The organism is Acinetobacter endophylla (genome assembly GCF_053543775.1).
Genome location: NZ_JBLVOM010000245.1, coordinates 119,593 through 144,564, shown reverse-complemented (window position 1 = coordinate 144,564; position 24,972 = coordinate 119,593). Strand labels below are relative to the sequence as shown.

The window sequence follows — 24,972 nt, the reverse complement described above, 5'->3', positions numbered from 1 at the left end:
TTAGATATGCCATTGTAGTGAAGCATGTCGAAGACTCAAGCCAATAATTTACCGCGATTTCACGTTAAATGTTACAAGAAATTAAAAAATCCTGGACATATAGATTGATCGACTGCATTTGCACTATACAATAAGCCTTCCAGCTTGTTCTATTTTGATCGGATTTAATCTATGTCACACACTATCACACTTTATGTTGATGGCGCCTGTCGCGGCAACCCGGGTTTAGGCGGTTGGGGTGCGTACATTGTTAATGGCCAACAAGAACACAAAATCTGTGGTGGTGAAGATCATACTACTAACAACCGTATGGAGCTGACGGCTGCCATTGAAGGGATTCTGTTTTGTGACAAGCAAGACAAACTGGTGATCTATACCGATTCCAAGTATGTCAAACAAGGCATTACCGAATGGATTCACGGCTGGAAAAAGAAAAACTGGAAAGACGTCAAAAATCCGGATCTGTGGCAAAAACTTGATGAAGTCTGTCAGGGACGTGACATCGAATGGCACTGGGTCAAAGGTCATGCTGGACATCCGGGCAATGAAATGGCCGATCAGCTGGCCAATCTGGGGGCTGATGAAACCCTGAAAAAATCCAAGCAAAGCCCTTCAATGTCTGAAGATAAAAAAAAATCTGAACCCGACTGGTTGCTAGACGATCCTTTCGGTCTTGATCTGGCCGAGAGCGAAGAAGAAGAGCTGGAAGAAATCATCGAAGTGACTGTTGAAGAAATTGTACAGACTGAAGTTTTAGCAACAGACAGCAATGAAGATGCTTCATCTTTAGACGCATCTGCCTCGACTGAGCTACATCCGCAAATTGTCATTACACCAGCAAAGCTACAGCTGCATGGCCCACGACAACTGATTCTGGATACTGAAACCACCGGTTTTTATTATCAGGATGGTGACCGGATTATTGAAGTCGGCGCGCTGGAAATGATCAACCGCAAACTGACCGGCAGCTCGATTCATATCTATATCAACCCAAAAACACCGGTTGGCGATTCTGTGAATGTCCACGGGATCACCGATGAATTCCTGCAAGACAAACCGCTGTTTGAAGAAATTTCTCAAGTGCTGTTTGACTATTTACACGGCGCGGAAATTATTGCGCATAACGCGACCTTCGATATGAACTTCCTGGATATGGAATTCAAACGTGCAGGTTTTAAGGCGCTCTCCGAGGTTTGTGACGTCACCGATACCTTGGCACTGGCCAAGTCCAAGCATCCCGGGCAGAAAAACTCGCTGGATGCCTTAGTGCGCCGTTACGAGATTCCACAACGCGACCGTACCTTCCACGGTGCCTTGCTCGATGCGGAAATCCTGTCCGATGTTTATCTGGCGATGACCGGTGGACAGGTGTCTTTTGATATCGATGCCCTGTCTCAGTCTGAAGACCAGAACAGCCGCTCAGGAATGGCCAGAGTTGAAATTGAATTGCCGGTGATTCTTCCGTCAGAACAGGAATTACAGGAACATGAGAATTGGGTCAAACAATTCGAAGAAAAACATGGAACTGCTTGCCTTTTCGCGAAATAAAATCTACATTTCCGGGGATACTTTAGGTTTAAAACTATCGTTCTTCAGTTATAGTAAATACAAAGAGGCCCCGTAGTTTAAAGCGGGGGCTCATATATAGATAATACTCCAGGAAAGGTGCAGATCATGTCTTACCAAACCTCTATACATTTTGATCCAACAGCTTTACTGATAATAAAAAATGAGGTTGATAACTCGATCAAGTTAGTCGAATCAGCAGTAAGCACCTTGGTAGAAGACCAGACTTTACCTTTTGGTATTGATGATGCATTAAATCAGTTCGAACAATGCGCCCAGGTTCTGGCACTCATCGACATGTCCAGTCTGGCAAAAGTCGCTCAATATTCAGCAGAATTAATGCGCAAGATTATGGGGAATCCGGCGCAGGTCAATACTCAAGAAGTGATCGCCTTGAGTGAAGGCACCACTATGCTGAAACGCTATATCGAATTTATCTGTTTGCGTGAAGTAAAAATTCCACAGTTTTTGCTGGATACCCTGAACCGCTTGGAACTGGCTTTGGGTAAACCACTGACGACTGAAGGCCAGCATGTAGAATCGCTATTAGATTGCGTCACTCCTGATTTTGCGCTGCCACAGGCACCAAGTCTGGAAAAATCCCAATATGTACACCGTCTGTATAAGCTGTCACTCAACAAGCTGATCAATCAGGAAGAAAGTGAACTGGATTTGCAAGCCATCAAACTGGTGGGGGCTTATCTGGCCGGACTTGCAGAACAACATGACAGCAAGCAGTACTGGAATCTGGTATATGTCGCGTTAAACAATATTGAGCACCTGCTGATTAATGAGCCACGTCTACGCACCTTGGTGAGCATTGAGCGCAACATGGCACAGTATTTTAGCTCGGCAGACAGCTTCAAGGCTTCGCTGGCTGATCTGGCCAATGTGCTCAGCCTATGTATCAGTCAGGAAGATGAAACTGCGCAATCTATCCGTAGCCAGCTCAATGTTGGCGATGACCTACTGACCGATATGCAATTACAGGTCTTCAGTCGCCACCTGTATGGTCCTGACTTTGAAACCATGCATACCATCAGCGAGTTGGTGACCACGGAAATGGCACAGATTCGTAATGACATCGAGTTCAACTATCAGAATATGACGCCTGAAAAGACTCAGGAATTACAGGCTCAACTGAATAGTTTGGCCAATATCTTCAAGGTGTTGAACCTGAATGAAGCCTATCATGACCTGACCCGTCAGGCTGCTTCACTGAGCCAGCCCGAGATTATGCAGGATGCCAGCTTTGCCCAGCAGTTGATGAATGTCATTCTGTCTGCCATGAACTCGATTGGCGTACTGGAACGTCATCACACTTCGAGCCGCTTGCAGCTGCGCGTCAACAACATGAATATTTCTCTGGACCGTCTGGATGAAGCACACGCTGCTTTACTCACAGAAACCAAGGCCCTGATCGAGCTTTCTAGCCAGATTCTCAGCAATTACCTGCAAGATCATGACTTGACTGCCCTCGAACCTGTTCCTGTACAGTTTTGCGAGATTGGCGGCGCGATGCTGTTCCTGAATGCAGAACATGTTCGTACTGCATTCACCACCACTGCAGAATTCATCAAGAACCGTATTGATCTGTCGATTGCATTAAGTCCGGAAGAAATTCATCGTGCTTTAGACACCCTGGCCAGTGCCGACATGATGATTGATAACTTAAAGAACAAACAGCCTGTATTACAGGCGATGTTTCAGGTAGCATTGGACAGTAGTGAGAAACTCAAAATAGTTGCCTAATGTCCAAATTATCACTTGCTTATATTTTTCAACAACAGCAACTGCTGGTCGATCAACACTTTCAACTTCCACGGGTTGAAGCCTTAGCAAGTGATTTGCTACTCCACACGGGTGATCAGGTGATTGCCCGTGATCTTCTTCCCGATGAGCCGATTCCTGCAGGCTTGCAACTGGTTCCCATCCGTCAGCTGTTACAGTTCTGGAATACCCAGCAATTCGAACAGGCCAGCCGCGCAGTACAACTTTTAGAATGGCGTCGTAACCATAAGTTCTGTAGTCATTGCGGTACAGTGACTGAAGCGCATGCTGTTGAATATGCCATGCTCTGCCCATCCTGCAACTACCGGCAATATCCACGGGTACAGCCTTGCGTTATTACCGTCATTACCCGAGGCAAAGACGAGATTCTGCTGGCCAAAAATGCACGTAATACTAAAAGCCAGATGTATGGACTGATTGCCGGTTTCGTTGAAGTGGGTGAAACGCTGGAAGATGCAGTACGTCGTGAAACGCTGGAAGAAGTCGGTTTAAAGCTCAAGAATATTCAGTATCTGGCCAGCCAGCCCTGGCCTTTCCCAAGTAACCTGATGATTGCTTTCAAGGCAGAATATGCTGGCGGTGAGCTACAGCTGCAGGAAGAAGAAATTAGCGATGCGCAATTCTTTAAATTCGATCAGCTGCCGGAAATTCCATTCAAAGGTAGTATTGCCCATGCCATGATCATGCATGTGACTCAAGGTACGGCAGTCTCAGACGACACCAAGACCTGGCTATAAATCTGCACTCGAAAGATTTAGCTCAACGGCTTAAAAAAGAATCCAGGGGAGATCATCCACTGGATTCTTTTTTATCTATTGCTTAGTTAAACCAAATATTAGTATCAGGATTTAAATGCATCCTCGAGCGCCCAAAGCACCTGTGCCTTGGTCTGGAAAAACCGGCTAAACAAACTGGAGAGTGAACCCACAATCGTAATATGACCAAGTTTCGGAATTTGAATCAGATGGCTATGATTGCCCTTCTCTTTCAGTACACGGTCCAAATCCTGGCTATTGAAATGCCCGACAATCTTGTCTTTTTCGGCAATAAACAGATAATGCCGGGTTGAGCTATTTCTAACAAAATAATAAGGCATCACCTGCTGATAAGGCACCGCCTGATCAAATGCACCTGCACAGATCGGATCATCTTTATAATCAAAATGATAAGGACCTGCCAGACCAATAATCGCCCGAACTTGACTATGATCAATACTGGCAGATTGCGGATGATATAAGGCAGACATCACATTGAATGCCCCGGCAGAATGTCCCATCAGGACCAGATTTTCTGCACAGATCTGCAACTGTCCAGCTGACTGCTGCAAATGATTCAGCAACAGATGCAGATCATGAATATAGGTCGGGAAAATATGCTGTGGCGCCAGATGGTAATTCATCACCACCACATCATAGCCTTCTCTAGCAAAGGACTCGCCAATAAACTGGTAATCCTTTTTATCGCCATGCAACCAGGCGCCGCCATGCACAAAAACAATGAGTGGGCGATGTAGCAAAGGCTGCTGACTCCGAAACAAGTCAAAGCGTTGCCGGGATTTCAGGCCATAGGCCAATTGGGTTTCGACCGTGTAACCTTGTTTCGGGGTTAAACGATTTAGGGCATAACTGCCAAAATCGTATAACCGGAAATCTTGATAATGTTGCTGAAACTGCAGAATACGCTGTGAGAGTTGGGTTTTAAACTGGCCGACCTTATGGTTCATAGGTCGGTTCAACCGTATCAGGATCAATGGCAACCGGCGTCTGTTCAATACCCTGCTGCGCATATGCCGGTGCAGCAAAGTTTTGATTAGCCAGACTTGAATATTGCTCCACGTTATCGATCAAAGTCACAATTTTGGTGACATTACCCACTTGTTGTAGCACCTGATTCAGGTCAGCAATCTCGGCACCATTTAAACGCCCCATTACATACAGAACGCCATCTTCAGTATGCACATGTACTTTACTATCCGCAACCACAGTCGCCTTCATGATCAAGCCACGAGTATTTGCAGTCACTGCAGTATCCTGCATAATGGTGCTATAGCTGATCTGATTACCGACAGTAATAAAATTATGTACCGCTTTGACATCACTCATGGATTTGACATTGTCTTCAGCCAATTGCTTTAAATGGGCATCCGGCACCTGACCGGTCAGCAAGACATTGCCATGAAAACTTTCAATATTGACCCGGGCCTGCTTAAAGCGCGAATCCAGTTTATAAAGATTAATTTTTGCAGTACGGACAATTGAGGAATCAATAAATACCTGCCCTAAGGTACGCGCCCCACTTTCAGTTCCGACAGGAGCCGTACCTGTGCCGCTGGAAATAAAACTGGCACAACCTGATAAACTTGCGACACACAGCATTGTTATTGCAATACGCTTAACCACTCAGCAAGACTCCTTCATTTTATTACGTCTTTTTCAATCTAATAATCTGTTTTCAAGCTCAGATCATGTCAATTCTGCTTGAACTTTACAATGATCGTGAAGCAAATATAAGCATCTTTAGACCTTATTTTGTTCAAAGGTTAATAAACTCTTGATCAAAAGTAAAAGCATTTTCAATCCATTCCAGATCATAAGGGTATTGCGAAAAGTCATGCTGTATGGTTTTTGCAAATTGCTGTTTAAAATCAAAACAAATCACGTCAAAACGATAGTAATAGTGTGCAAATTGTGGATTTTTCTGAATAAAGCACATCGCCGTCTTGAGCATCTTTCCCTGTTTCGCTTTGGAAACCGATTCAATGGCTTGTGCATATCGGGTTTGTGCACGCGCTTTGACTTCCACAAAGACCAGTTCCTGATCACGCACCAGAATCAGATCCAGCTCGCCATAGCGACTGTGATAATTAGCTGCCAGGAATTGAAATCCATGGTTTTGCATCAGTTGGGCCGCTTGCTGCTCTGCCCATGTACCTAATTGCTGTCGCATCACTCATCCCCCGTTCAAAGTAGCTTGACACCTGTGCCACTGTACTGGAAACATTGTGGACTGCGCTGAATGCTGTGTTCAGTGATCTGTATCCGGCCGGTTCTGCCCTGAAATTCAATATGCTGCGAACGCGGTTGCGACAAGTATTGCTGGGTGATCTGCCAGGCATCGCCACCGAAGGCAATCAGCCGCTGATAGGACATATTGACCGGTTCCTGGGCATAAGCCTGTAGAACATCCGGCCAGTCAGCCAGATAAAGTACTGGAACATCACAGAACTTGATCCCTTTCGGGGGTGTATGCTGCTCGCTGATCGCATTGGCCACGGTATACATCCGTTTATGGCTTAATTCAGGTATGGCAGCCAGCCCTTCTGCATTGCCGAGGAATAAAAGCCCCTGTTTTGGCATTAAAAAAATGGGCGCTTTGTTCACGATTTTAAAATTTAGATCACTCTGGCTGAACAAAGACATCAGCAACAGTTCATGCTCGGCTTCACTGCCAGGCTGGCGCAAAATCAGCAATTGCTGAATCCCATCTTTAAACAAGAGTGTTTTCAAGGCAGCAGCATCTTCTTTTTTGGACAGGCTGAATTGCCAGACTTGGGGTGATGACCCTGCTACATCATTCAGGCTGAGGGTACGTACTTTAGGTTTGCTCTTGAGTAGTTGTTCCACATCGCTACGTGCCAATGGACCCACCACCATTTTGGTCTTTTTATTGACATGCTGTTTCAGCAGCTGGGAGATATTTTTCTGATTGGAATTGACCCATTTCAATGGAACTTTCTGCCCGGAAGTAGCATAGGCGCTGAGAAATCCCTGTTTGATACTCGATGCAGCTCGCGCCAAAGGTCCGGATTCGGGTAGAATAATCAACACTTCTGCTTGTACGCTGCTGATGTAGCTGACTAAACACAAGCCCAATATTTTATTTTTAATCTTCCATTTTTTATTATTCAATTTATTCCACATGGAGAAACCTATGAGTGCTCAGTTATTTGTTGTTGCGACTCCAATCGGGCACTTAGATGATATTAGTTATCGTGCAATTCAGGTGTTGAAGTCGGTGAGTCTTATTGCTGCTGAGGATACACGAACTTCAGCACAGTTGCTTAAACACTTTAATATTCAAACACCTCTGACCGCTTGCCATGAACATAATGAAAGCAACAAGATTGATCAGCTGATCCAGCGCCTACTCAATGGCGAAGATATGGCCCTGATCAGTGATGCTGGTACTCCCCTGATCAGCGACCCTGGTTTTAAATTTGTCCGTGCTGCACAAGCGCATAATATTCGCGTGATTCCTGTACCTGGTGCTTGTGCTGCGATTGCAGCTTTAAGTGCAGTCGGCTTGCCGAGTGACCGTTTCAGTTTTGAAGGTTTTCTGCCATCCAGACAAAGTCAGCGTCTGCTGAATCTAGAAAAACTGAAAAATGAAACCCAGACTTTAATTTTCTATGAAGCACCGCACCGGATTCTGGAGTCCGTTAAAGATATGGCCAGCGTATTCGGTGCAGATCGCCCGGTCGGTTTTGCGCGTGAGATTACCAAGACTTTTGAAACTATCAAGAAAATGACCTTGGGTGAGCTGGTCGAATTCATTGTCAATGATCACAATCAGCAAAAAGGCGAAATTGTTTTGGTGATTGGCGGTGCCATCGAAGAAAAAGATCTGGATCAGGAAAAACTGGATAAATTATTAAATCGCTTATTACAGGATCTATCCGTTAAAGCAGCATCACAGTTGGCAGCAGATTTAACAGGTATCAAAAAGAAAGTCGCTTATCAACGTGCTTTAGAACTGACTTCGGCAAACGACTAATTGCTCTAGATATTTCTATCACGTTTTGATTTACAAAAAAAACACCACAATTGATGTGGTGTTTTTTTATAAGAGGCAAGTCAATCAATAACTTATTCTTTGGCTACTGATTCATCTGCTGGGACTTCAACAATACGACCACCATTGGCAAGGAAAGCCGCAATTTCATCTTCAAGTGCCTGACGTTTCTTTAGCTTTGCAGTGACGGTCAAGGTTTCAGCTTCTGCAAGATCGGTATCATTCACGACCTCTGTGCTATCTGCTGCGCCTTTTTCAGCTGCTTTTGCTTCATCATCGTCAACGATTGAATCTTCAACGTCGTCATCATAATCATTCATGTCTGTCATTTGCATCTCCCCAAAAATGGCGCTTGCTTGGTATTCCAAGCCAGGTGTCGAATTAAGTGAAATTTAGCAATCTCTTTGGGCTTCGCCTAGTACCAAACATCAAAAAATCGTATCTTTTTTAAACAAAATCGTTACTCTTTATTGGTGTTTGTTTAAAAAATTTACATTTCTGTCTTAAGCTGCGTAGCGTGTGTCTTTAAGTAAACCCAAACCGTTCGCCTGCGCCATAAATGCATCTTTCAACATGGGCTGATTTTCTACCTGTTTCAGGCCGAAATTGCGTGCCCAAACCATCGGAAAGAATAATGTGGTTTCCATCCAGCCAATCGCAGACATGCTGTGCATCATGGCATCGTTCTGACCTTTACGGCGATGTTCATAGCGCTTGAGGGTCTGCTCATGTGCCCATACGCCACGCGCCTGATCATGTAGCAAAACATCACAGAGCACCGCAGCATCCAGACAGCCAATATTCACACCTTGACCTGCCAGCGGATGAATCACATGTGCGGCATCTCCAATCAGGGCTAAACCGTCTTGAACATATTGCTGGGCGGCACGGGCTTTTAAGGGGAAAGTAGCACGTGGTGTCGCCTCTAAGACTTCACCCAGCATATGCTGGCTTTCACGAGTCAAGAGTTGAGTAAATTCAACATCTGAAAGTGCAGCATATTCTTCGGCATAATCCTCTGGCAAGGTCCAGACAATCGATTGCCAATGTCCCTGCTCTTCTGGATTAAGGCTGGCCATAGGTAAAAAAGCCAAGGGACCGGTTTCAAGAAAAATCTGACGCGCCATGTGCTGATGTGGCTGAGCCGTTTTAATCGCACAACTGATTCCGGCCTGTTTATAGTCCAGTACATCAATATCGATGAAAGCTTGCTCACGTACAAAGGAGTTTGCACCATCTGCGCCAATGACCAGCTTGGTTTTCAGCTGACTACCATCGGCCAGATGGATGATCCACACACCGACGCCACGTTCAACACGGCTGACTTTGACTTGTGTTCTATAATCTTGAACATTTTCCAGCATCTTTTGCTGAATGGCCAAATTCAGAATGCTGGGCTCCACCATCGAGCCTAAAGCCTGCTCTACCGATGGTGTTTTTTCTGAAGGCTGGCCAAAATTAATTTCACCATAGCCATTTTTATTCCACACCTGCATACCAGTATAAGGCTGCTGGCGTACTAAATTTTCCCAGACACCCACCGTTTTTAACAGGTGAATGGTTGCCTGACTTAAAGCCAAAACACGCGGATTGGCTACACGCAAAGTTTTATCTGCATCCAGAATTGGCGCTGCATCCAGAACTGTAGGCTGCACACCACCTTGAGCTAACAGAAGCGCTGTAAGTCCACCAACCAACCCACCGCCAATAATGACAACGTCTAATATTTCGTTAGTTTGATTTAAGCTCATGCTTTTAACCCCATGGCATAATTTGCAACGAGTGGCTTGATGCCTGGAATCGTATCAAAAGCGATTAAACCCGTATTACGCATCAGCTTTAAAAATGGATTCTGGTTACTAAAGCCACGCACCACTGAATCACAGAATTTGATCACTCGCTGCTGGTCACTGAGACGGGATTTCTCATAGTCTAGCAATATTGCAGCATCGCCCAAGTCTGCGCCTTGTGCCTGCTGCTCTTTCAGGTAACGCACTAATACATGCGCATCACGCATACACAGGTTAAAACCCTGACCAGCGACCGGATGAATCGTATGCGCAGCATTGCCCATCAACACGACACGGCCAACAGCCTGTTTTTCGGCTAACACTTGAGACAATGGAAAACTGAACCGCTTACCGGTTTTCTGGAACTTTCCGGCACGATCGCCATACGTTTCCTGCAAGGCATCCAGAAAATGCTGGTCATTTTCATCTCCCATCCATTCTCCTTCAGTACCTTTTTTCACAGGCCAGACCACTGAACGGCGATACTCACCCGGTAAGGGCAAAAGTGCCAAAGGTCCTAAATGACTGAAACGCTCAAAACCAACATGACCATGTGGCTTCGACGTTTGCACTGTGGTTACAATCGCAACCTGATCATAATCATGTTCTGACGCACCAATACCCAAAGCCTTACGACAGAAAGAATCGCGTCCATCGGCGGCAATAACCAGTTTGGACTGTAATTTCAGTAGAGATTCGCCACGTTGAGCTTCGATATAAGCAAAGTCTGTATCTTGGATAAGGGATGTCACCTGCACACCATCAATCAGTTCAATCAATGACTCTTTTTTGACTTGGGTCAGGAGTACACGACCAAGCCAGGCATTCTCAATGACCTGACCAAAGCTTTCGACTTTTTCCTGCTCGGCTTTCAGTCGGGCCTTACCAAAACTGCCCTGTTCGGTAATATTCACTTCCAGAATTGGGGTAGCATGTTCTTGCAAGGCATTCCAAAGTCCAAGCTCCTGATAGATTTGTACGCTACGACGTGACAAGGCGCTATTACGTGCATCAAAGCTGGAATGATATGGCGCAAGATTTTCATCATCATAATCTGGATATTTGATGGCTTCCAAAAGTTTGACTGCAATATTAGTTTTCGCCAACATTAATGCGAGGCTTAAGCCCACCATCCCACCACCGACAATGATGACTTCTTGTTGCATGCTGTAATCCTTTCAATGTCGTATCTATGCAGATAGATACTTATAATCATGATGGATTTTATATTACATCATGACTCGAGATTTTGACATTGTGATGCATGCTGTTGTTGTAGCTTGTTTTGACCTCAATGTCCTGCTATCTGACAGACCAGACAAAGGCTGAAATGCATCACTACTAAAAATACCTGATCAATCAGGTTAGTTCTTATTTAAAAGAAAAAACTAGGATCCTTTTAAAATCTGTAGAAAAAATTAAAACAAATATATTGAATAAAATCTACCCAAAATAATATTATGGTTTTAATCTTAGTAATTAATAGATCATTTTTCTAAGATATCTTTTTATAAAATTGAAGATTTTAAAAAGGATTAATAAAATTTCAGCTTCCATTTTTTCCAACAAGCTCTCTGAGCTAATAATTGGTTTAGTTTGTCTTGAATAGTGACTACGGTCCAATCTTCTAGGTGAAGTGTGATCTCTATAAATAATTCCATTTTGACAACTGCTTCCTAGACAACGCAGTCCATGCTTATCAGTAACTTCATCTATGGCATTGGTATAGGGAATAGGACCAGTAGTTTTCAGTACACCACTCCAGCCATATCCAAATTTAATATAGGAATAGTTTTCTAAATTTTCTGTAATTTTTTCAACTACATTAGCCAAATATTTATTTCCCGGCGAAGATATAATGTTCCATTGTTGGTATTCTTTACCTCTTTTAATCTGTTTATGCTTTCCGAACTCTTCGTATTCAACTGCTCCTCCTTGCCATTCAAAGACCAGCAGTCCATCATCTTCTAAAAGAATGTCATTTAAACTACAGATGGTAAAACTTTTTAAATCAAAATATGCTCCACCTAATTTATAAAGTAACAAATATCGAAAATAATCAGTTTGTACAGCGCCATATAATGGATCAATTTTAAGAAATGCATTTAAATATCTGGAAGAATAATGATTTTAATAAAATCCACCATGGCATTATAATCATAAAAACGGTATTCCCAATCAGGATTATTTCTCAGGAGAACTGTCCTTGCAGTTCTATCTTCTTCTGATAGAAAATTTATTCCTTTTGTATGAATTTGATGAATTTGATGAATTTGATGAATTTGATGAATTTGATGAATTTGATGAATTTGATGAATTTGATGAATTTGATGAATTTGATGAATTTGATGAATTTGATGAATTATTTTAGGTATTTTCATTTTAGGTACACTCTTATTTTTATAAATTTTAATATTATTAGACCTCTTGCGAAAGTAAAAACTGCCTCAATATAGATTTCATGAAATATCAGAAATTAAATCGTTTTTCAGATTCTGAATTCCAGCGCTTGGTTGGTGTACCTCGAGCAGTTTTTAGTGAAATGGTCGAAGTTTTAAAAGAAGCAGAATCACTTAAAAAGAAATTAGGGCGTCCTCATACTTTAGCTATAGAGGATCAATTATTATTAACACTCAATTACTTACGGAGCTACAACACCCAATTGGAATTGGCGGCAAATTACCATATCGCTGAAAGTAATGTGAATCGAACTATTAAAAAGGTTGAAGATGCATTAATGAAATCAAGACGTTTTACCCTGCCAAAACGAAGCATTACCACAGCAGACGAACAATTTAACTGGGTAATTATTGATGCGACAGAATGTTTAATAGAACGCCCGAAAAAAAAATCAGAGTAAGTTCTACAGTGGTAAAAAGAAGAAACATACGTTAAAAGCCCAAGTGATCTATCATCCGAAGAGCAAACAAATCATAGGAGTAGATATATCGTCTGGCAGTCAGCATGATATTAAATTGGCAAGAAAAACAGTTAAGAAATTCAAACATTGTGACTATGTTATGACCGATTTAGGGTACTATGGGTTAGAGCAAGATGGCTTTAAATTATTGATGCCAATAAAGAAAAAGAAGAATTTACCCTTATTTGATGCTGAGAAAAATTACAATAAAATGATTGGAAAAATACGAGTTGTAATCGAACATATTAACAGTCAATTGAAAAGATTTAGAATACTAAGTGAACGCTATCGAAATAGACGGAAAAGATTCGGTTTACGCATTAACTTAATCGCTGCACTGGTAAACCGGATGAACTTGCAATAACGACTTTCGCAAGAGATCTATTGTATTTTGCATTTATTATCTATAAATTTTTATATCACCTAATTAAGATAATAGAAGTTTCAATAAATTTATTATTTAAAGATTCCAAATAAAAATATAAAATAATGTTTTCATCAGACTAAAAAATTAAAATTTCTAAAACTCTATAATATCCTAAATACATTGAATATATTTCCACACAAGAATCTAAACTCTCCTCAAGTATAAATTACGTATGAGAAATCTCGATATTAATGAATAACAGATTTTTAAAATAAATAATCTGACATGAAAGTAAATTATTTAATTCTCCAAACTAACTTCATGTAAAACATATCTAAATATTAAACAATCACGCTTTTCATTACCTAACTTCGGCAATAGAGTATAAGCATTGATCCGTTCAACGATTTCAAACCCTGTCTTTAACAGCACTTGGTGTGCCTGTATATGTTCTGCATCGCAGAAAGTATCCAGTGATTTAAGTGTAAGATATTGTTTAAAATACTGAATCACCGCTTTCATCGCCTCAAGCATATAGCCCTGACCCTGAAATCGAGGACCAAGTCCGAAATGAACTTCAAGGCTGTTATTTTGCTGTTGAATGATCGTTAGTAACCCGATTGCCAGATGACTTTTTCGCTCAGCAATCACCCATGAAAATCCGTCACTCGGTTGCTGCCAATAGCTTAACGCCCATTTCTGTAACATCTGCTGAGTTTGACCGACTGTTGTATGCATCTGTCGTTGTAAATATTTTGATGCTTCAACGTCGCCACAATACTCTTAGAATAATGAAAATTCATCTCCAACTTTATATGCTCTTAACTCCAACCGAGTTGTGTTTTATTCAGCAACTAAAATATTTATACTCACGTATCAGCTCGGCCTTAAAAAAAGGAATGTTGTGATTTCATTTGGCACTTATACGATTCGATCGCAAACCTAGTCAAATTGGTATAACTCGATCTACTCGCTTAGCACAATTTTTAATACATACTGATGCTGGTAAATCCTGAATGATAAAATTATGAATCAAGCCATTTATATATGAGCGGATATTCACTTTCAGCAGCAGGAGGCCCATTTACAATCACTATTATTTTCTTATTTTAAGATAATTGTATAAATATAACTCGATCTTTGAACTAACAGATATTTTAAAAAAATTATCCAACCATGCACAACCTAGTCTTATTTGTATGATAGTGATCATTAATCTTTAGCTAGGTATTGTTGTAGATCTGAGGATTATTCTATCAATAACGTATAAACACCTATATAAAAAACCCCGGAAATCTACCGAGGTTTCTTTATCTTCCACACTATTTTATCCTTTCGGCAAGTTACTCGAAGACATTATCCTATCTTGCGAGAAACTCACAAAGGAGGATTAGCTTAACGGACAATATTAGTATGATGATCTGTGTGGTGTACTGTTTTACCCAACTTTGTTCCTGTATAAATTAGGTACAATGCCGACAAACCAACCAATACATAAATAATTCGAGATAAGGCGCTCATATCACCAAAGATCGCAGCGACCAAATTAAAATCGAATGCACCAATTAAGCCCCAATTGATGCCACCAATGATTGTTAAAGCATAAGCAATCCAGTCAATCGTATTTAATCTCATAAGTGTTCTCCTGCTCTTATTTAAGTTTATTTAAGGATCAGAGAAAGTATGAGAATCTCAGCCCATTTAATATGTAGCTTTGATGCTAAAAACGGATTTTCTGTGTTGACTTCCTGTCAATTTTTAAGCTGTAAATTTTACTTAGGTGAGTTTTATTTGACTTGTTCGATATAAACGTAAGCTAAGTCACTTTTTGATCGATTCGATATAGCTAGGAATTCTTGTTTAAAACGGCATAGAAATGTCATAAAAAAAGCCGATTTCGCGACCGGCTTTCTGTATTTTTCTTGGATTAGGCAGCGCGGGCTTTCGCCATTAATGCCTCAATCTCTTCTACCGTTTTGACGACTTTCGCGGTTAAAACTAGCGGGCCATTTGCAGTGGCCACCACATCATCTTCAATCCTAATGCCAATTCCACGCCATTTAGCATCTACTGTTTCATCATCAGGCGCGATATAAAGACCCGGCTCAACGGTCACGACCATACCCTCTTCATACGAGCGCCATTCACCGTCCACCTTATAAGCACCGACATCATGCACATCCATACCGAGCCAATGTCCCGTACCATGCATGTAGAACTGACGAAAAGCTTCTTTTTCTATAATCTCGTCGATATTACCCTGCATCAAGCCAAGATCGAGCAAACCCTGCACCAAAATACGCACTGCAACATTGTGAGGTTCTTTATACGAGTTACCAATTTGCACGGCATTGATCGCAGCGATTTGAGCATCCAGTACTACGTTATATAAGGCTTTCTGTTCCGGACTGAATTTACCATTTACCGGAAAGGTACGGGTAATGTCTGAAGCATAAAGCTGATATTCAGCTGCAGCATCAATCAGGACTAAATCGCCATCTTTCAGTTCTTTGTCATTTTCTACATAGTGCAGGATGCAGGCATTCTCACCACCACCGACAATACTGTTGTAGGCCGGAACACCGCCATTTTTGCCAAAGATATAATTCAGCTCGGCTTCCAGCGCATATTCCATCATGCCCGGACGTACTGCTAGCATCGCTTGAGTATGTGCATCAGCAGAAATATCCGAAGCAATCTGCATCAATTCAATTTCATTTGCATCTTTATGTAGACGCATTTCATCGACAATACGATCCAGCTGAATTACTTGCGCTGGCGCAGAAGTCCCACGACGGCTTTCACCGCTTGCAGTCGCAATCCATTTGGCGACACGCGCATCAAACTCTGCATGCTGTCCAATGCGATAAAATAACTGATCCTTATTTTGTAACTTTTCTAGAATTTCTTCATCTAGCAGATCAATTGCATAGGCTTCATCTGCATCATAATCCTGAATAGCCCCATCAATACCTGCACGGTAGCCATTCCATATTTCCATTTCACGGTTACATTCCCGACAGAACAAACTGTAGCTATAGCCTTCTTCTTCAGTGTCAAAGGTTTCAATCACAGCCACAGCTTCAGGTTCTGCAAATCCGGTTAAATAGAAGAAACTACTGTCTGCACGGTATTTATAATCTGCATCACGGTTACGCATGGCTACCGGACTGGTCGCGATAATGGCGATACTGCGTAAACCGATTTCCCCTGCGAGGATTGCGCGACGTTCCTCAAAAACTGCCTGTGTCAATTTCTTCATTACACCTTACTTCTTATCGATCAATACTTGTATTTAGAATATAGCCTTGAAACCAGACTATAGATTTTACTGTAAACAGCAAAATATATGCCTGATTTCAAGCAGCTGATGGTTCACCTCAGCATTTCATCAGCTTGGACGTTTAGGCGAGAAAATCTCGACCACACTTTGCGCTTCTGTAGCAGCGGCTTTAGGCTGATTTTTTTGACTAAATTGCTGTAAGAGTGGCGTTTCTTCAACTTCGACCTTTTTACGCCCTAAAGACAGGCTGACAGGAATCAGACGCACAAATTCGTATAATTCCTGATAGCTTTCTTCACCTTCGGCATCATCGTCCGAGTCTTCAAATTCAACTGCGGCTACATCTTGTAAATGTTCAATCAGCTCAACTTCATCCTGACGGATATGTCCTGAAGCCAGTCCGAAACCTAAGACCACGCCTGCACACCAGTCCGCCAGAGCCTGTACGCGTTCTGAAAGCACATGCTCATCATCAGGCAGCAAAGGTAAATAATCCAGCTCATCTTCAGACAATGCATGGAACACATCTTCAGCTTCGCCCGCCAACAACTCTAATGCTTCGGCATCCAGTTCAGGTACATCCAGTGTTTCTAAAATCTGTAACCACTCTTCACTGCTTGGCGCCTGGGTGACACAAACAATGCCAGTCAGCAAACCATGTAGTTCGCTAGGGCTAGAAATTTCCTCAATTGAAGAAAAATTGCGGTGCCATTCGGTCCAACCTGAAATATCGTCTTGCATTCGTTTATCCAATCTTTATACTGCTTATATATTACCTTTGTTTGCAACACTGTGCGACCTCGATATGTTAGAAGAATTACAGCGTCTACAAGTGCAGATCGGCGTGTTAAAAACGCGACTTGCACGGCTTGAAAGTGAAAATTCCAGTTTGCGCGAAGAGCAAGACTCTTCAATGATGCAACATCAACAGCAAATTGAACAAAAAAATAGCGTGATTGCGCAAAAACAACAAGAAAATGAAAATCTGACAGAACAATTGACGGATTCTCGTGCCCAATTTCAACTGCTCAATAATGATGCAACTGCACTGGCAGACCGTTATGGCCGTCTGGAAAAAAGCTGTACCGACCTAAAAAACCGTTTTCAGGAAATTCTGGCTGAACGAAATGAACTGCGCGTGGTTAAGGAAAAGATGATCATTGAACAGCGTCATGCCCAGCAGGAAATTCAGCGTCTGACTCAGGAATCTGAACGTTTAACCCAGAAAAATGAAAATGCCAAAGCCAAGGTTGAAGCGATTATTCAACGTCTGGCGATTCTCGGTACTGCGCAGGATCATCACGCACAGGAAATTCAACAACTGGCCCATCCGACTGAAGCGACTGAGGAAGCCTCATCATGAGTGAACAAATTGCAATCGATCTCAGAGTATTGGGGCATAGTTTTCGTTTGGCCTCTACTCCTGACAAGCAGGAAGAATTAGAGCGCGCGGCACAGTTATTGAATGACAAATACGATGAATTTCGTCGTAAAGCACCACGTATGGAACCTAGCAAGCTGATTATTATGGTAGCACTTGAGCTGATGCAGGAAGTTTTGAATATGAACAGATCACTGCAACAATATGCGCATTGCGAGCGTTTGTTACAAACTATTTTAGAAGAAGTTGAAGAACTGACTGAATAATCTCGAATTCTGTTTAAACTTCGGACATTCGACCGAATTGTTTACAGTTCATGAACAGCATAGAGTTGCCACACCGGGATTATTGTTTATAATTAACTTAACTCTGAGGTGTTCGCCAGCGGGTCTATTCCCCTGCCGATACTAACACTTATGGGTGTGTTCTGTATATTTAGAGTGTATGCCCATCTCCGTATGGGAAACCCAGCAAGTATACGTCGCATCCTCCTTGAACTCATCGGGTTCAGGGTAACGACACATGCAGCGGCATCTTCGGAGTACTTCAATTTTGTTTTCAAAATATAATTATAATTTTTCCTGAATTTCCTCTTATTTTAATTTTGTAGTATTTCTCTCGAACATTCCTCTAGATTCATTTTATTGATGTATTCATCATCTGGAATGAAAAAAAATCTTTAGCTATAAAAAAGATAGGGCTTTAATTACTTCCGTCAAAATCAAACAATCTTTCAGTAACTTATTTTCCTATTTTCAGGCTATTTTATCCCGATATAAAGTATGCATGGCCCAGATTGCAGCAGGAATCCAGCCTAAAATCGAAATCTGAAGCATTAAGCATACTGTGGCTTCGACTGGCCGATGAAGGGTCATAAATAATGACCAAGGGAAAATAAATGCAATAATTGATTTCATTCTTAAAACCCTCTTTTGCCATGTTTTAAATTCTTATATCCAGTTTTTATTGGCACTTAAAACTGGCACTAAGATTTAGATATTTTTAATGGGATCAGCATAATCTCTGTACATGCTGTATTACGCTTAAAAATATCCTGAAAGCCTAATTCAGCCAGCTTAAATGAAGCTTAAAAATTATTTTAAATCCGCTAGCCTTTGCATATTTTCAATCAAAATATTGACGTTTGAATGAAACAGTCTTTGCTTTAACTTTTACTTTCCACAGATTCAGATCTGAATAAAATCCTGAATCCCTAAACCTTTATTTACTTACTGCAGCTGGTGTACACAAGGGTGATACTCGCCAAATCACATCACCGACATCATCAGCAACCAAAATGGCACCTGAAGAATCTACCGCCACACCGACCGGTCGCCCATATGCATCGCCCTGATCGCTTAAGAATCCAGTCAAGATATCTTGAGGTGGGCCCATCGGTTGTCCATTTTGAAAGGGAATAAAAATCACTTTATAGCCACTGTGCGGTTTGCGGTTCCATGAACCATGCTGGCCAATCAGCGCACCGTTTCGATATTGAGGCATCAGATCGGCCCTATAGAAGGCCAAGCCCAATGATGCAGTATGATTACCCAATGCATAATCCGGTGGAATTGCTCGCGCAACTAAGGCAGGGTTTTGCGGTTTGACCCGTGTATCAACATGCTGGCCATAATAACTATAAGGCCAGCCATAAAAAGCGCCCTCTTTGACAGAGGTCAGGTAATCAGGAACCAGATCATTGCCGAGTTCATCACGTTCATTTACCACCGTCCAGAGTGCACCGCTCTGGGGTTGCCAGTCCATCCCATTTGGATTACGCAGTCCGGTGGCAAAAGGTCGCGTTTGAGCACTGGCTATGTCAAATTCCATGATCAGTGCCCGACCCTGCTCTTGCTCTAAGCCATTTTCAGCCACATTACTGTTGGAACCCACTGTGATATAAAGTTTATTGCCTGCAGGATTGGCAATGACATTTTTGGTCCAGTGATGGTTTAAACGGCCTGCCGGTAAATCCAGCACCTTGGTGCCGGCTGCTGTGATTTGAGTCATCCCGTTCTGATAAGGAAAGCGCATCAAGGCATCAGTATTGGCTACATACAATCTATTACCAATCAGCGCCATACCAAATGGAGAATTGAGATTCTGTAAAAATACGGTTTTTTGTTCAGCTACCCCATCTCCATTGCTATCGCGAAGCAGACTGATGTGGTTAGCACTGGGGTGCGATGAGCCGGCACGTTGCATCACCCATTTCATGATTTTGCCTTTGATCCCTTTGCTGTCATCGGGCTTAGGCGGTGCATCGGTTTCGGCCACCAGTACATCACCATTCGGCAATACATATAGCCAGCGCGGATGCTGCAACCCTTTGGCAAATGCCTGAACTTTTAAACCTGTCGCTGGTGTCGGCATTTTACCTTCAGGCCAACCTTTGGCGGGCGCAATATTGACTGTAGGCAGCAAGCGTGATTTTGGTTTAGGCAAATGTGGCTGGGAACCATAACTGTCATTGATAGGTGACTTGGAAGGCATGGTACATCCAGTCATGGTTAGGAGAAGTGCACAGCTGGCACCCGTAAGTAAAAATTGAATAGGCTGATGAAGCATTTTTATCTCTTGTTATTATCATCCTCAACTTACTTTAAAAAACAATTTGAGATGCCACTAGCGAGTTCTTGTTTTTTCTGGTTATGAATTGGTTATCAGTTTTGAGTTAGATCTGATGTTTTTCTTGTTGTAAAAATAAATTTATCCTGACTAACTTACGCAGGACTAGAGGACAACATTTCTAGTGTGATTTTTTTCACCTCATTACGACTATGCCGGATATGAGCATCTAATATAGAGAGACAGAACGCTGCATCTTGTTCAAGTAATCCCCTTAAAATTTGTTGATGCTCGGCATAGGTCGCTGTAACCCGATAATCCTTGGAAAAATCCAGACGGCGTATGATGCGAATTTTCTCGCTGATCTCACTGTGAATTTTCGCCATTTCTGCATTGCCGGCTGCAAATACCAAATGACAATGAAATGCTTCATCTTGTGCGGATAACTTTCTGAGATCATAGACATACTGTTCTGGTTTGATACACCAGGTTTGAATCAAAATTTCCACAGCAGCTTTCAACTGATCTTCAGGCATCTGACACAGTTGTTCGACTGCATAACATTCCAGCAAAATTCGCAGATCATATAACTCTTCATAGGCTTTAAAATTCAACGGCCGGACCTGCCAGCCACTTCTAAACTGCACCTCGACATAACCTTCCTGCTGCAAACGATACAAAGCTTGCCGAATAGGTGTACGACTGACGGCATAGCTTTCAGCAATTTCCGATTCGGTAAACCGCTCTCCCGGCATCAGCTTAAAGTCAAAAATGTCATTTTTAATTTTCTGGAAAACCAGCTCAGACAGATTGTCTGAGCTTTTTCCTGTCGCTTTAGTGGCTGGATTGCGGGCAAGTGTCATAGGTTGAATCCATTACTCCATATAGACCAGTGGCTCACCGCTATGTACGGTCTGACCTGAACGGCAGATAATCGCTTTAACGATACCATCATCATCAGCATACACTGGCAGTTCCATTTTCATGGCTTCAATGATGGCCACCGTGTCGCCTTTTTTCACAATCTGCCCGGCTTCTACAAAAATCTTCCAGATATTGCCCGTCATAGAGGCGTTGAGAGGGACATACTGGCTGTAATCGGTATCATCCTGCAGCACTTCTATTTCTACAGGTGCATCAAACTCGTCTTTCCAGCGCTCCACCTCCGCACTAAAAGCGGCCTGTTGCTGTGCTTTAAATTCGGCAATGCTGTCCTGTTCTGCAGCAAGGAAATCCTGATACGCTGCAAAGTCAAACTCGCATTCCTCAATTTTGATTTCTGCCAGACCATGGGCGAAATCAGCACGGAACTGATCCAGTTCGGCCTCAGTGACCTCATAATATTTAATCTGGTCAAAAAAGCGTAAGAACCATTGCTGATCGCCAAACTGCTTGTTCTTTTTGAACTTGTTCCAGATCGGCACGGTACGGCCAATCAACTGATAGCCACCCGGTGAGTCCATGCCATAAATACACATATACATACCACCAATCCCGACTGTCCCTTCAGCAGTAAAAGTACGGGCAGGATTATATTTGGAACTCAGTAAACGGTGGCGCGGATCAATGGGCACTGCACAAGGCGCAGTCAGATATACATCACCTAGCCCCAAAACCAGATAATTGGCATCAAAAATGATGTCCTTGACCTGCTGGCGGTGACTTAAACCATTAATACGCTGAATAAAATCAACATTATTCGGTAACCATGGCGCTTTGGCACAAACGCTTTCCTGATAGCGTTCCACCGCACCCAAAGTCGCTGAGTCCTCAAAGGCCATGGGTAAATGGATAATTCTTGAAGGTATTTTAATGTCACGTAAATCGCCCATCTGTTCTTCAAGACCAAGCAGGAAGTGAATCAGTTGCTGCTGGCTCAAACGCAGACCATCATATTTAATTTGCAATGACCGCACACCAGGTGACAATTCCAAGATACCGTCAAGATCAGCTTCACGGATCAGTTGCATCAAGCGGTGTACGCGCAGGCGCAGGGCCAAATCCAGTACGTTATCGCCATATTCCAGCAAGATATAACTGTCTCCTGCCTGACGATATACAGCTTTTGGTGCATCTGGCCTAGCTTCACGCAATGCCAGGATACTTTCTGCCTGAACTGCCACGACTTCAGCCTCCTGGGGCATCTTTGCCTTGGCAAAGTTTTGGAGGGTTTGAATTTGCTGCCGCTCCAGCGCATTGGCCTGTTCTACCGAGATTGGATAGAAGCTAATCGTGTCATCAGCTTTCAGTTGACCAATTTTCCAGAGTTCAGCTTTGGCAATGGTCACCGGACATACAAAGCCACCTAGGCTCGGACCATCTTTGGCAAGGATTACGGGGAAGTCACCGGTAAAGTTAATTGCACCAATGGCATATTCACAGTCATGCACATTGGATGGATGTAATCCTGCTTCACCACCATTTTCACGCGCCCAGCTTGGCGTCGGTCCGGTTAAACGGATACCCAACCGGTTCGAGTTAAAATGCACTTTCCAGCTTGATGTAAAAAACTCCTCAATATATTCAGCTTTAAAGAAATCAGGTGCGCCATGCGGACCATAGAGCACACCAATTTTCCATTCCTTGCCATAACCTGGAATCAGAGCTGTTGCCAAAGCTTCAGGCTCTGCAATCGCCAAAGGTAGACCATCGGCCGGCAGCTCAGGATTCACCATCTTAATCATGTCGCCAGCACGTAATACTCGGCCGGCATGTCCACCGAAATTACCTAACACAAAGGTAGAACGGCTACCCAGATATTCCGGCACATTCAGACCATTTCGTACGGCCAGATAAGTCCGGCATCCAGATTCAACCTGTCCAATTTTTAAGGTTTGGCCTGCTTTTACCTGAATAGGCTGCCAGAAATTTACTGCTTCATCATCCAGATTTACCTGACAAGGTGCGCCAGTTAAAGCAATGATATTGTCTGCATGAAATTTGAGGGTTGGACCTTGCAGGGTAAATTCGAACCCGGGGGCTGCCTCGGCATTCCCGACAATTTTATTGGCCAGCCGGAAGGCATAATCATCCATTGGACCTGAAGGTGGTACACCAATATCCCAATACCCGACACGACCCGGATAATCCTGAATCGAACTTTGTGTACCCGGCTGAATCACCTCAATCACATTCGGCACATATTTGAAATCATCCAGCATACGTGTCCAGATCTGCATCTGTTCAAAACGTGGATCTGAAATAACAGTATGCACATAATCCAGATTGGTACTAATCCCATTCAGACGGGTTTCAGCCAGAGCGTTTTTTAGGGCTGCAATGGCTGTGTCTCGATCTTCAGCATACACAATGATTTTGGCAATCATCGGGTCAAAATATTGGGAAATTTCGGTTCCGGTACTGACCCAGGTATCGACCCGGACATTTTCCGGGAAAAATACATCAGTCAAAATACCTGGGCTAGGCTGGAAGTTCTTGATCGGATCTTCTGCATAGATCCGTACTTCAATCGCTGCACCTTGTGGATGAATATTGCTCAAATATTCCCAATCCAAGGCATCACCGGCGGCGACTTTGAGCATGCATTCAATCAGGTCCAGACCAGTCACCATTTCGGTCACCGGATGCTCGACCTGTAAGCGGGTATTCACTTCAAGGAAATAAAATTCATCCCGCGCCGCATCATAAATAAACTCGACCGTACCGGCACTGCGATATTTCACCGATTACCCTAACTTGACTGCTGCCTGATGCAGTTTTTGACGCGTCGCATCCGGCAAGTGTGCCGCTGGAGTTTCCTCAACCACTTTCTGATTACGGCGCTGTAGCGAACAGTCACGTTCACCCAAAGCTACGACCTGCCCCTCACCATCACCGAAAATCTGCACTTCCACATGTCGGGCTTTATCGACAAAACGTTCCAGAAATACACCAGCATCTTTAAAGAACTGCTCACCCAGACGTTTTACACTCTCATAAGCTTCCCGCAGCGCATCGGCATGATCACAGCGGGTCAAACCAATCCCGCCACCACCGGCAGTGCTTTTCAGCATAATCGGATAACCAATTTTTTCAGCTGCAGCCAGAGCTTCATCCAGACTGTCCAGCAAACCTGTACCGGGAGTCATCGGTACATTCGCGGCAGCAGCAAGCTCACGCGCCCTGTGTTTTAATCCGAATTCCAGAATCTGCTCAGGTGTAGGTCCCATGAAGGCAATCTTGTTTTCTTCGCACGCACGAGCAAAATCGGCACTTTCTGACAGGAAACCATAACCGGGAAAAATCGCTTCTGCGCCATTCTGTTTGGCTGCCGCAATCAGTTTTTCAATACTTAAATAGGTATCGCTGGGTTTGGTACCCTCTAAAGACACGGCAATATCGGCATCCAGCACATGCTGCGCATAACGGTCCGGTTCTGAATAGACCGCGATACTGGTCACACCCAATTTTTTTAATGTGCGAATCGCACGCACCGCAATTTCGCCCCGGTTTGCAATCAGTACCGTTTTAAACATCTGAATCCCCTTTTATTCTCTATTTTCTGAGTCTGCTGAA

General features: G+C 43.0%; 23 protein-coding genes, 1 other RNA gene and 1 pseudogene. 9 read left to right on the top strand and 16 right to left on the bottom strand.

Annotated elements, in window-relative coordinates; all coding sequences use genetic code 11:
• The first annotated feature begins 171 nt into the window (after nucleotides 1-171).
• The 3 genes from dnaQ (at nucleotide 172) to nudC (ending at nucleotide 4,094) form a co-directional block, all read left to right on the top strand.
• A complete protein-coding gene (dnaQ, locus tag ACNPNW_RS12160) occupies nucleotides 172-1,548 on the top strand; it encodes a DNA polymerase III subunit epsilon (protein WP_423089780.1) in 1,377 nt (458 codons plus the stop codon).
• Between the two features lie 126 nt (nucleotides 1,549-1,674).
• A complete protein-coding gene (locus ACNPNW_RS12155; RefSeq protein WP_262458150.1) occupies nucleotides 1,675-3,318 on the top strand; it encodes a chemotaxis protein in 1,644 nt (547 codons plus the stop codon).
• The gene (gene nudC, locus ACNPNW_RS12150; RefSeq protein WP_423089781.1) at nucleotides 3,318-4,094 is read left to right on the top strand and encodes an NAD(+) diphosphatase; all 777 of its coding nucleotides are present in this window, start codon (nucleotides 3,318-3,320) and stop codon (nucleotides 4,092-4,094) included. Before ACNPNW_RS12155 ends, nudC begins: the two co-directional genes overlap by 1 nt.
• A gap of 104 nt (nucleotides 4,095-4,198) precedes the next feature.
• Here nudC and ACNPNW_RS12145 read toward each other — a convergent pair whose 3' ends face one another.
• The 4 genes from ACNPNW_RS12145 to ACNPNW_RS12130 all read right to left on the bottom strand — a co-directional run bounded on the left by ACNPNW_RS12145 (nucleotide 4,199) and on the right by ACNPNW_RS12130 (nucleotide 7,277).
• Complete coding sequence (locus ACNPNW_RS12145) at nucleotides 4,199-5,080, bottom strand: alpha/beta hydrolase (protein WP_423089782.1); 882 nt, start codon at nucleotides 5,078-5,080, stop codon at nucleotides 4,199-4,201.
• Nucleotides 5,070-5,756: a BON domain-containing protein gene (locus ACNPNW_RS12140; RefSeq protein ID WP_423089783.1), complete on the bottom strand. Its 687-nt coding sequence runs from the start codon at nucleotides 5,754-5,756 to the stop codon at nucleotides 5,070-5,072. Before ACNPNW_RS12140 ends, ACNPNW_RS12145 begins: the two co-directional genes overlap by 11 nt.
• A 133-nt stretch (nucleotides 5,757-5,889) precedes the next feature.
• On the bottom strand, nucleotides 5,890-6,303 hold the full coding sequence (locus ACNPNW_RS12135) for a YraN family protein (protein ID WP_423089784.1): 414 nt from the start codon (nucleotides 6,301-6,303) through the stop codon (nucleotides 5,890-5,892).
• Nucleotides 6,304-6,317: 14 nt separating this feature from the next.
• A complete protein-coding gene (locus tag ACNPNW_RS12130; RefSeq protein WP_448766996.1) occupies nucleotides 6,318-7,277 on the bottom strand; it encodes a penicillin-binding protein activator in 960 nt (319 codons plus the stop codon).
• A gap of 10 nt (nucleotides 7,278-7,287) precedes the next feature.
• Here ACNPNW_RS12130 and rsmI point away from each other — a divergent pair, with 10 nt between their 5' ends.
• Complete coding sequence (rsmI, locus tag ACNPNW_RS12125) at nucleotides 7,288-8,130, top strand: 16S rRNA (cytidine(1402)-2'-O)-methyltransferase (RefSeq protein ID WP_423089786.1); 843 nt, start codon at nucleotides 7,288-7,290, stop codon at nucleotides 8,128-8,130.
• A gap of 92 nt (nucleotides 8,131-8,222) precedes the next feature.
• Here the strand turns inward: rsmI and ACNPNW_RS12120 are convergent, their stop codons facing one another.
• The 4 genes from ACNPNW_RS12120 to ACNPNW_RS12105 form a co-directional block, all read right to left on the bottom strand.
• The gene (locus ACNPNW_RS12120) at nucleotides 8,223-8,477 is read right to left on the bottom strand and encodes a hypothetical protein (RefSeq protein ID WP_005246889.1); all 255 of its coding nucleotides are present in this window, start codon (nucleotides 8,475-8,477) and stop codon (nucleotides 8,223-8,225) included.
• A gap of 174 nt (nucleotides 8,478-8,651) precedes the next feature.
• Nucleotides 8,652-9,899, bottom strand: a complete 1,248-nt coding sequence (locus tag ACNPNW_RS12115) for an FAD-dependent monooxygenase (RefSeq protein WP_423089787.1) — start codon at nucleotides 9,897-9,899, stop codon at nucleotides 8,652-8,654.
• Nucleotides 9,896-11,104: a 2-octaprenyl-6-methoxyphenyl hydroxylase gene (gene ubiH, locus ACNPNW_RS12110; protein WP_423089788.1), complete on the bottom strand. Its 1,209-nt coding sequence runs from the start codon at nucleotides 11,102-11,104 to the stop codon at nucleotides 9,896-9,898. Before ubiH ends, ACNPNW_RS12115 begins: the two co-directional genes overlap by 4 nt.
• Before the next feature lie 313 nt (nucleotides 11,105-11,417).
• Nucleotides 11,418-12,029, bottom strand: coding sequence for a glycosyltransferase (locus ACNPNW_RS12105; protein WP_423090302.1), 612 nt, complete (start codon nucleotides 12,027-12,029; stop codon nucleotides 11,418-11,420).
• 115 nt (nucleotides 12,030-12,144) lie between these two features.
• Between ACNPNW_RS12105 and ACNPNW_RS12100 the strand changes: the two genes are divergently transcribed.
• Both ACNPNW_RS12100 and ACNPNW_RS12095 read left to right on the top strand, forming a co-directional pair.
• Nucleotides 12,145-12,309 carry a hypothetical protein gene (locus ACNPNW_RS12100; protein WP_448766995.1) on the top strand — a complete coding sequence of 55 codons (165 nt, stop codon included), beginning with the start codon at nucleotides 12,145-12,147 and terminating at the stop codon, nucleotides 12,307-12,309.
• A gap of 90 nt (nucleotides 12,310-12,399) precedes the next feature.
• A protein-coding gene (locus ACNPNW_RS12095) for an IS5 family transposase (protein WP_085064288.1) occupies nucleotides 12,400-13,222 on the top strand; the annotation gives its coding sequence in 2 pieces (ribosomal slippage) (nucleotides 12,400-12,780 and nucleotides 12,782-13,222; 822 coding nt in all).
• A 303-nt stretch (nucleotides 13,223-13,525) separates the two neighbouring features.
• On the opposite strand, the gene ACNPNW_RS12090 is transcribed toward ACNPNW_RS12095, so the two are convergent.
• The 4 genes from ACNPNW_RS12090 to ACNPNW_RS12075 all read right to left on the bottom strand — a co-directional run bounded on the left by ACNPNW_RS12090 (nucleotide 13,526) and on the right by ACNPNW_RS12075 (nucleotide 17,249).
• A complete protein-coding gene (locus ACNPNW_RS12090; RefSeq protein ID WP_423089790.1) occupies nucleotides 13,526-13,963 on the bottom strand; it encodes a GNAT family N-acetyltransferase in 438 nt (145 codons plus the stop codon).
• A 657-nt stretch (nucleotides 13,964-14,620) separates the two neighbouring features.
• Complete coding sequence (locus tag ACNPNW_RS12085; RefSeq protein WP_005107468.1) at nucleotides 14,621-14,860, bottom strand: DUF378 domain-containing protein; 240 nt, start codon at nucleotides 14,858-14,860, stop codon at nucleotides 14,621-14,623.
• A 292-nt stretch (nucleotides 14,861-15,152) separates the two neighbouring features.
• Complete coding sequence (gene pepP, locus ACNPNW_RS12080; RefSeq protein ID WP_423089791.1) at nucleotides 15,153-16,487, bottom strand: Xaa-Pro aminopeptidase; 1,335 nt, start codon at nucleotides 16,485-16,487, stop codon at nucleotides 15,153-15,155.
• Nucleotides 16,488-16,616: 129 nt separating this feature from the next.
• Entirely contained in the window at nucleotides 16,617-17,249 is a 633-nt protein-coding gene (locus ACNPNW_RS12075) for a UPF0149 family protein (protein WP_448766994.1), read from the bottom strand.
• A gap of 64 nt (nucleotides 17,250-17,313) precedes the next feature.
• On the opposite strand from ACNPNW_RS12075, the gene ACNPNW_RS12070 reads away from it, so the two are divergent.
• From ACNPNW_RS12070 to ssrS, 3 genes are all read left to right on the top strand, one after another.
• Nucleotides 17,314-17,871, top strand: a complete 558-nt coding sequence (locus ACNPNW_RS12070) for a hypothetical protein (protein ID WP_184412545.1) — start codon at nucleotides 17,314-17,316, stop codon at nucleotides 17,869-17,871.
• A complete protein-coding gene (locus ACNPNW_RS12065) occupies nucleotides 17,868-18,155 on the top strand; it encodes a cell division protein ZapA (protein ID WP_004279505.1) in 288 nt (95 codons plus the stop codon). The genes ACNPNW_RS12070 and ACNPNW_RS12065 overlap by 4 nt, the downstream gene beginning before the upstream one ends.
• Nucleotides 18,156-18,252: 97 nt before the next feature.
• Nucleotides 18,253-18,436, top strand: a non-coding RNA gene (ssrS, locus tag ACNPNW_RS12060) — 6S RNA.
• Between the two features lie 208 nt (nucleotides 18,437-18,644).
• On the opposite strand, the gene ACNPNW_RS12055 is transcribed toward ssrS, so the two are convergent.
• The 4 genes and pseudogenes from ACNPNW_RS12055 to uca all read right to left on the bottom strand — a co-directional run bounded on the left by ACNPNW_RS12055 (nucleotide 18,645) and on the right by uca (nucleotide 24,932).
• Complete coding sequence (locus tag ACNPNW_RS12055; RefSeq protein WP_448766993.1) at nucleotides 18,645-18,806, bottom strand: YqaE/Pmp3 family membrane protein; 162 nt, start codon at nucleotides 18,804-18,806, stop codon at nucleotides 18,645-18,647.
• Between the two features lie 304 nt (nucleotides 18,807-19,110).
• Entirely contained in the window at nucleotides 19,111-20,397 is a 1,287-nt protein-coding gene (locus ACNPNW_RS12050; RefSeq protein WP_448766999.1) for a PQQ-dependent sugar dehydrogenase, read from the bottom strand.
• Nucleotides 20,398-20,612: 215 nt separating this feature from the next.
• Entirely contained in the window at nucleotides 20,613-21,320 is a 708-nt protein-coding gene (locus tag ACNPNW_RS12045) for a GntR family transcriptional regulator (RefSeq protein ID WP_448766992.1), read from the bottom strand.
• Between the two features lie 12 nt (nucleotides 21,321-21,332).
• A pseudogene (uca, locus tag ACNPNW_RS12040) lies at nucleotides 21,333-24,932 on the bottom strand (urea carboxylase).
• Nucleotides 24,933-24,972 lie beyond the last annotated feature (40 nt).

Excerpts from the sequence above, each read along its gene's own strand:
- ACNPNW_RS12075 (WP_448766994.1), bottom strand. The coding sequence starts at position 17,249 with ATGCAAGACGATATTTCAGGTTGGACCGAATGGCACCGCAATTTTTCT.
- rsmI (WP_423089786.1), top strand. The coding sequence starts at position 7,288 with ATGAGTGCTCAGTTATTTGTTGTTGCGACTCCAATCGGGCACTTAGAT.
- ACNPNW_RS12120 (WP_005246889.1), bottom strand. The coding sequence starts at position 8,477 with ATGACAGACATGAATGATTATGATGACGACGTTGAAGATTCAATCGTT.
- ACNPNW_RS12065 (WP_004279505.1), top strand. The coding sequence starts at position 17,868 with ATGAGTGAACAAATTGCAATCGATCTCAGAGTATTGGGGCATAGTTTT.
- ACNPNW_RS12045 (WP_448766992.1), bottom strand. The coding sequence starts at position 21,320 with ATGACACTTGCCCGCAATCCAGCCACTAAAGCGACAGGAAAAAGCTCA.
- ACNPNW_RS12155 (WP_262458150.1), top strand. The coding sequence starts at position 1,675 with ATGTCTTACCAAACCTCTATACATTTTGATCCAACAGCTTTACTGATA.
- ACNPNW_RS12050 (WP_448766999.1), bottom strand. The coding sequence starts at position 20,397 with ATGACTGGATGTACCATGCCTTCCAAGTCACCTATCAATGACAGTTAT.
- ACNPNW_RS12145 (WP_423089782.1), bottom strand. The coding sequence starts at position 5,080 with ATGAACCATAAGGTCGGCCAGTTTAAAACCCAACTCTCACAGCGTATT.
- dnaQ (WP_423089780.1), top strand. The coding sequence starts at position 172 with ATGTCACACACTATCACACTTTATGTTGATGGCGCCTGTCGCGGCAAC.
- ACNPNW_RS12115 (WP_423089787.1), bottom strand. The coding sequence starts at position 9,899 with ATGAGCTTAAATCAAACTAACGAAATATTAGACGTTGTCATTATTGGC.
- ACNPNW_RS12085 (WP_005107468.1), bottom strand. The coding sequence starts at position 14,860 with ATGAGATTAAATACGATTGACTGGATTGCTTATGCTTTAACAATCATT.
- ACNPNW_RS12070 (WP_184412545.1), top strand. The coding sequence starts at position 17,314 with ATGTTAGAAGAATTACAGCGTCTACAAGTGCAGATCGGCGTGTTAAAA.
- ACNPNW_RS12130 (WP_448766996.1), bottom strand. The coding sequence starts at position 7,277 with ATGTGGAATAAATTGAATAATAAAAAATGGAAGATTAAAAATAAAATA.
- ACNPNW_RS12055 (WP_448766993.1), bottom strand. The coding sequence starts at position 18,806 with ATGAAATCAATTATTGCATTTATTTTCCCTTGGTCATTATTTATGACC.
- pepP (WP_423089791.1), bottom strand. The coding sequence starts at position 16,487 with ATGAAGAAATTGACACAGGCAGTTTTTGAGGAACGTCGCGCAATCCTC.
- ACNPNW_RS12090 (WP_423089790.1), bottom strand. The coding sequence starts at position 13,963 with ATGCATACAACAGTCGGTCAAACTCAGCAGATGTTACAGAAATGGGCG.
- ubiH (WP_423089788.1), bottom strand. The coding sequence starts at position 11,104 with ATGCAACAAGAAGTCATCATTGTCGGTGGTGGGATGGTGGGCTTAAGC.
- ACNPNW_RS12135 (WP_423089784.1), bottom strand. The coding sequence starts at position 6,303 with ATGCGACAGCAATTAGGTACATGGGCAGAGCAGCAAGCGGCCCAACTG.
- nudC (WP_423089781.1), top strand. The coding sequence starts at position 3,318 with ATGTCCAAATTATCACTTGCTTATATTTTTCAACAACAGCAACTGCTG.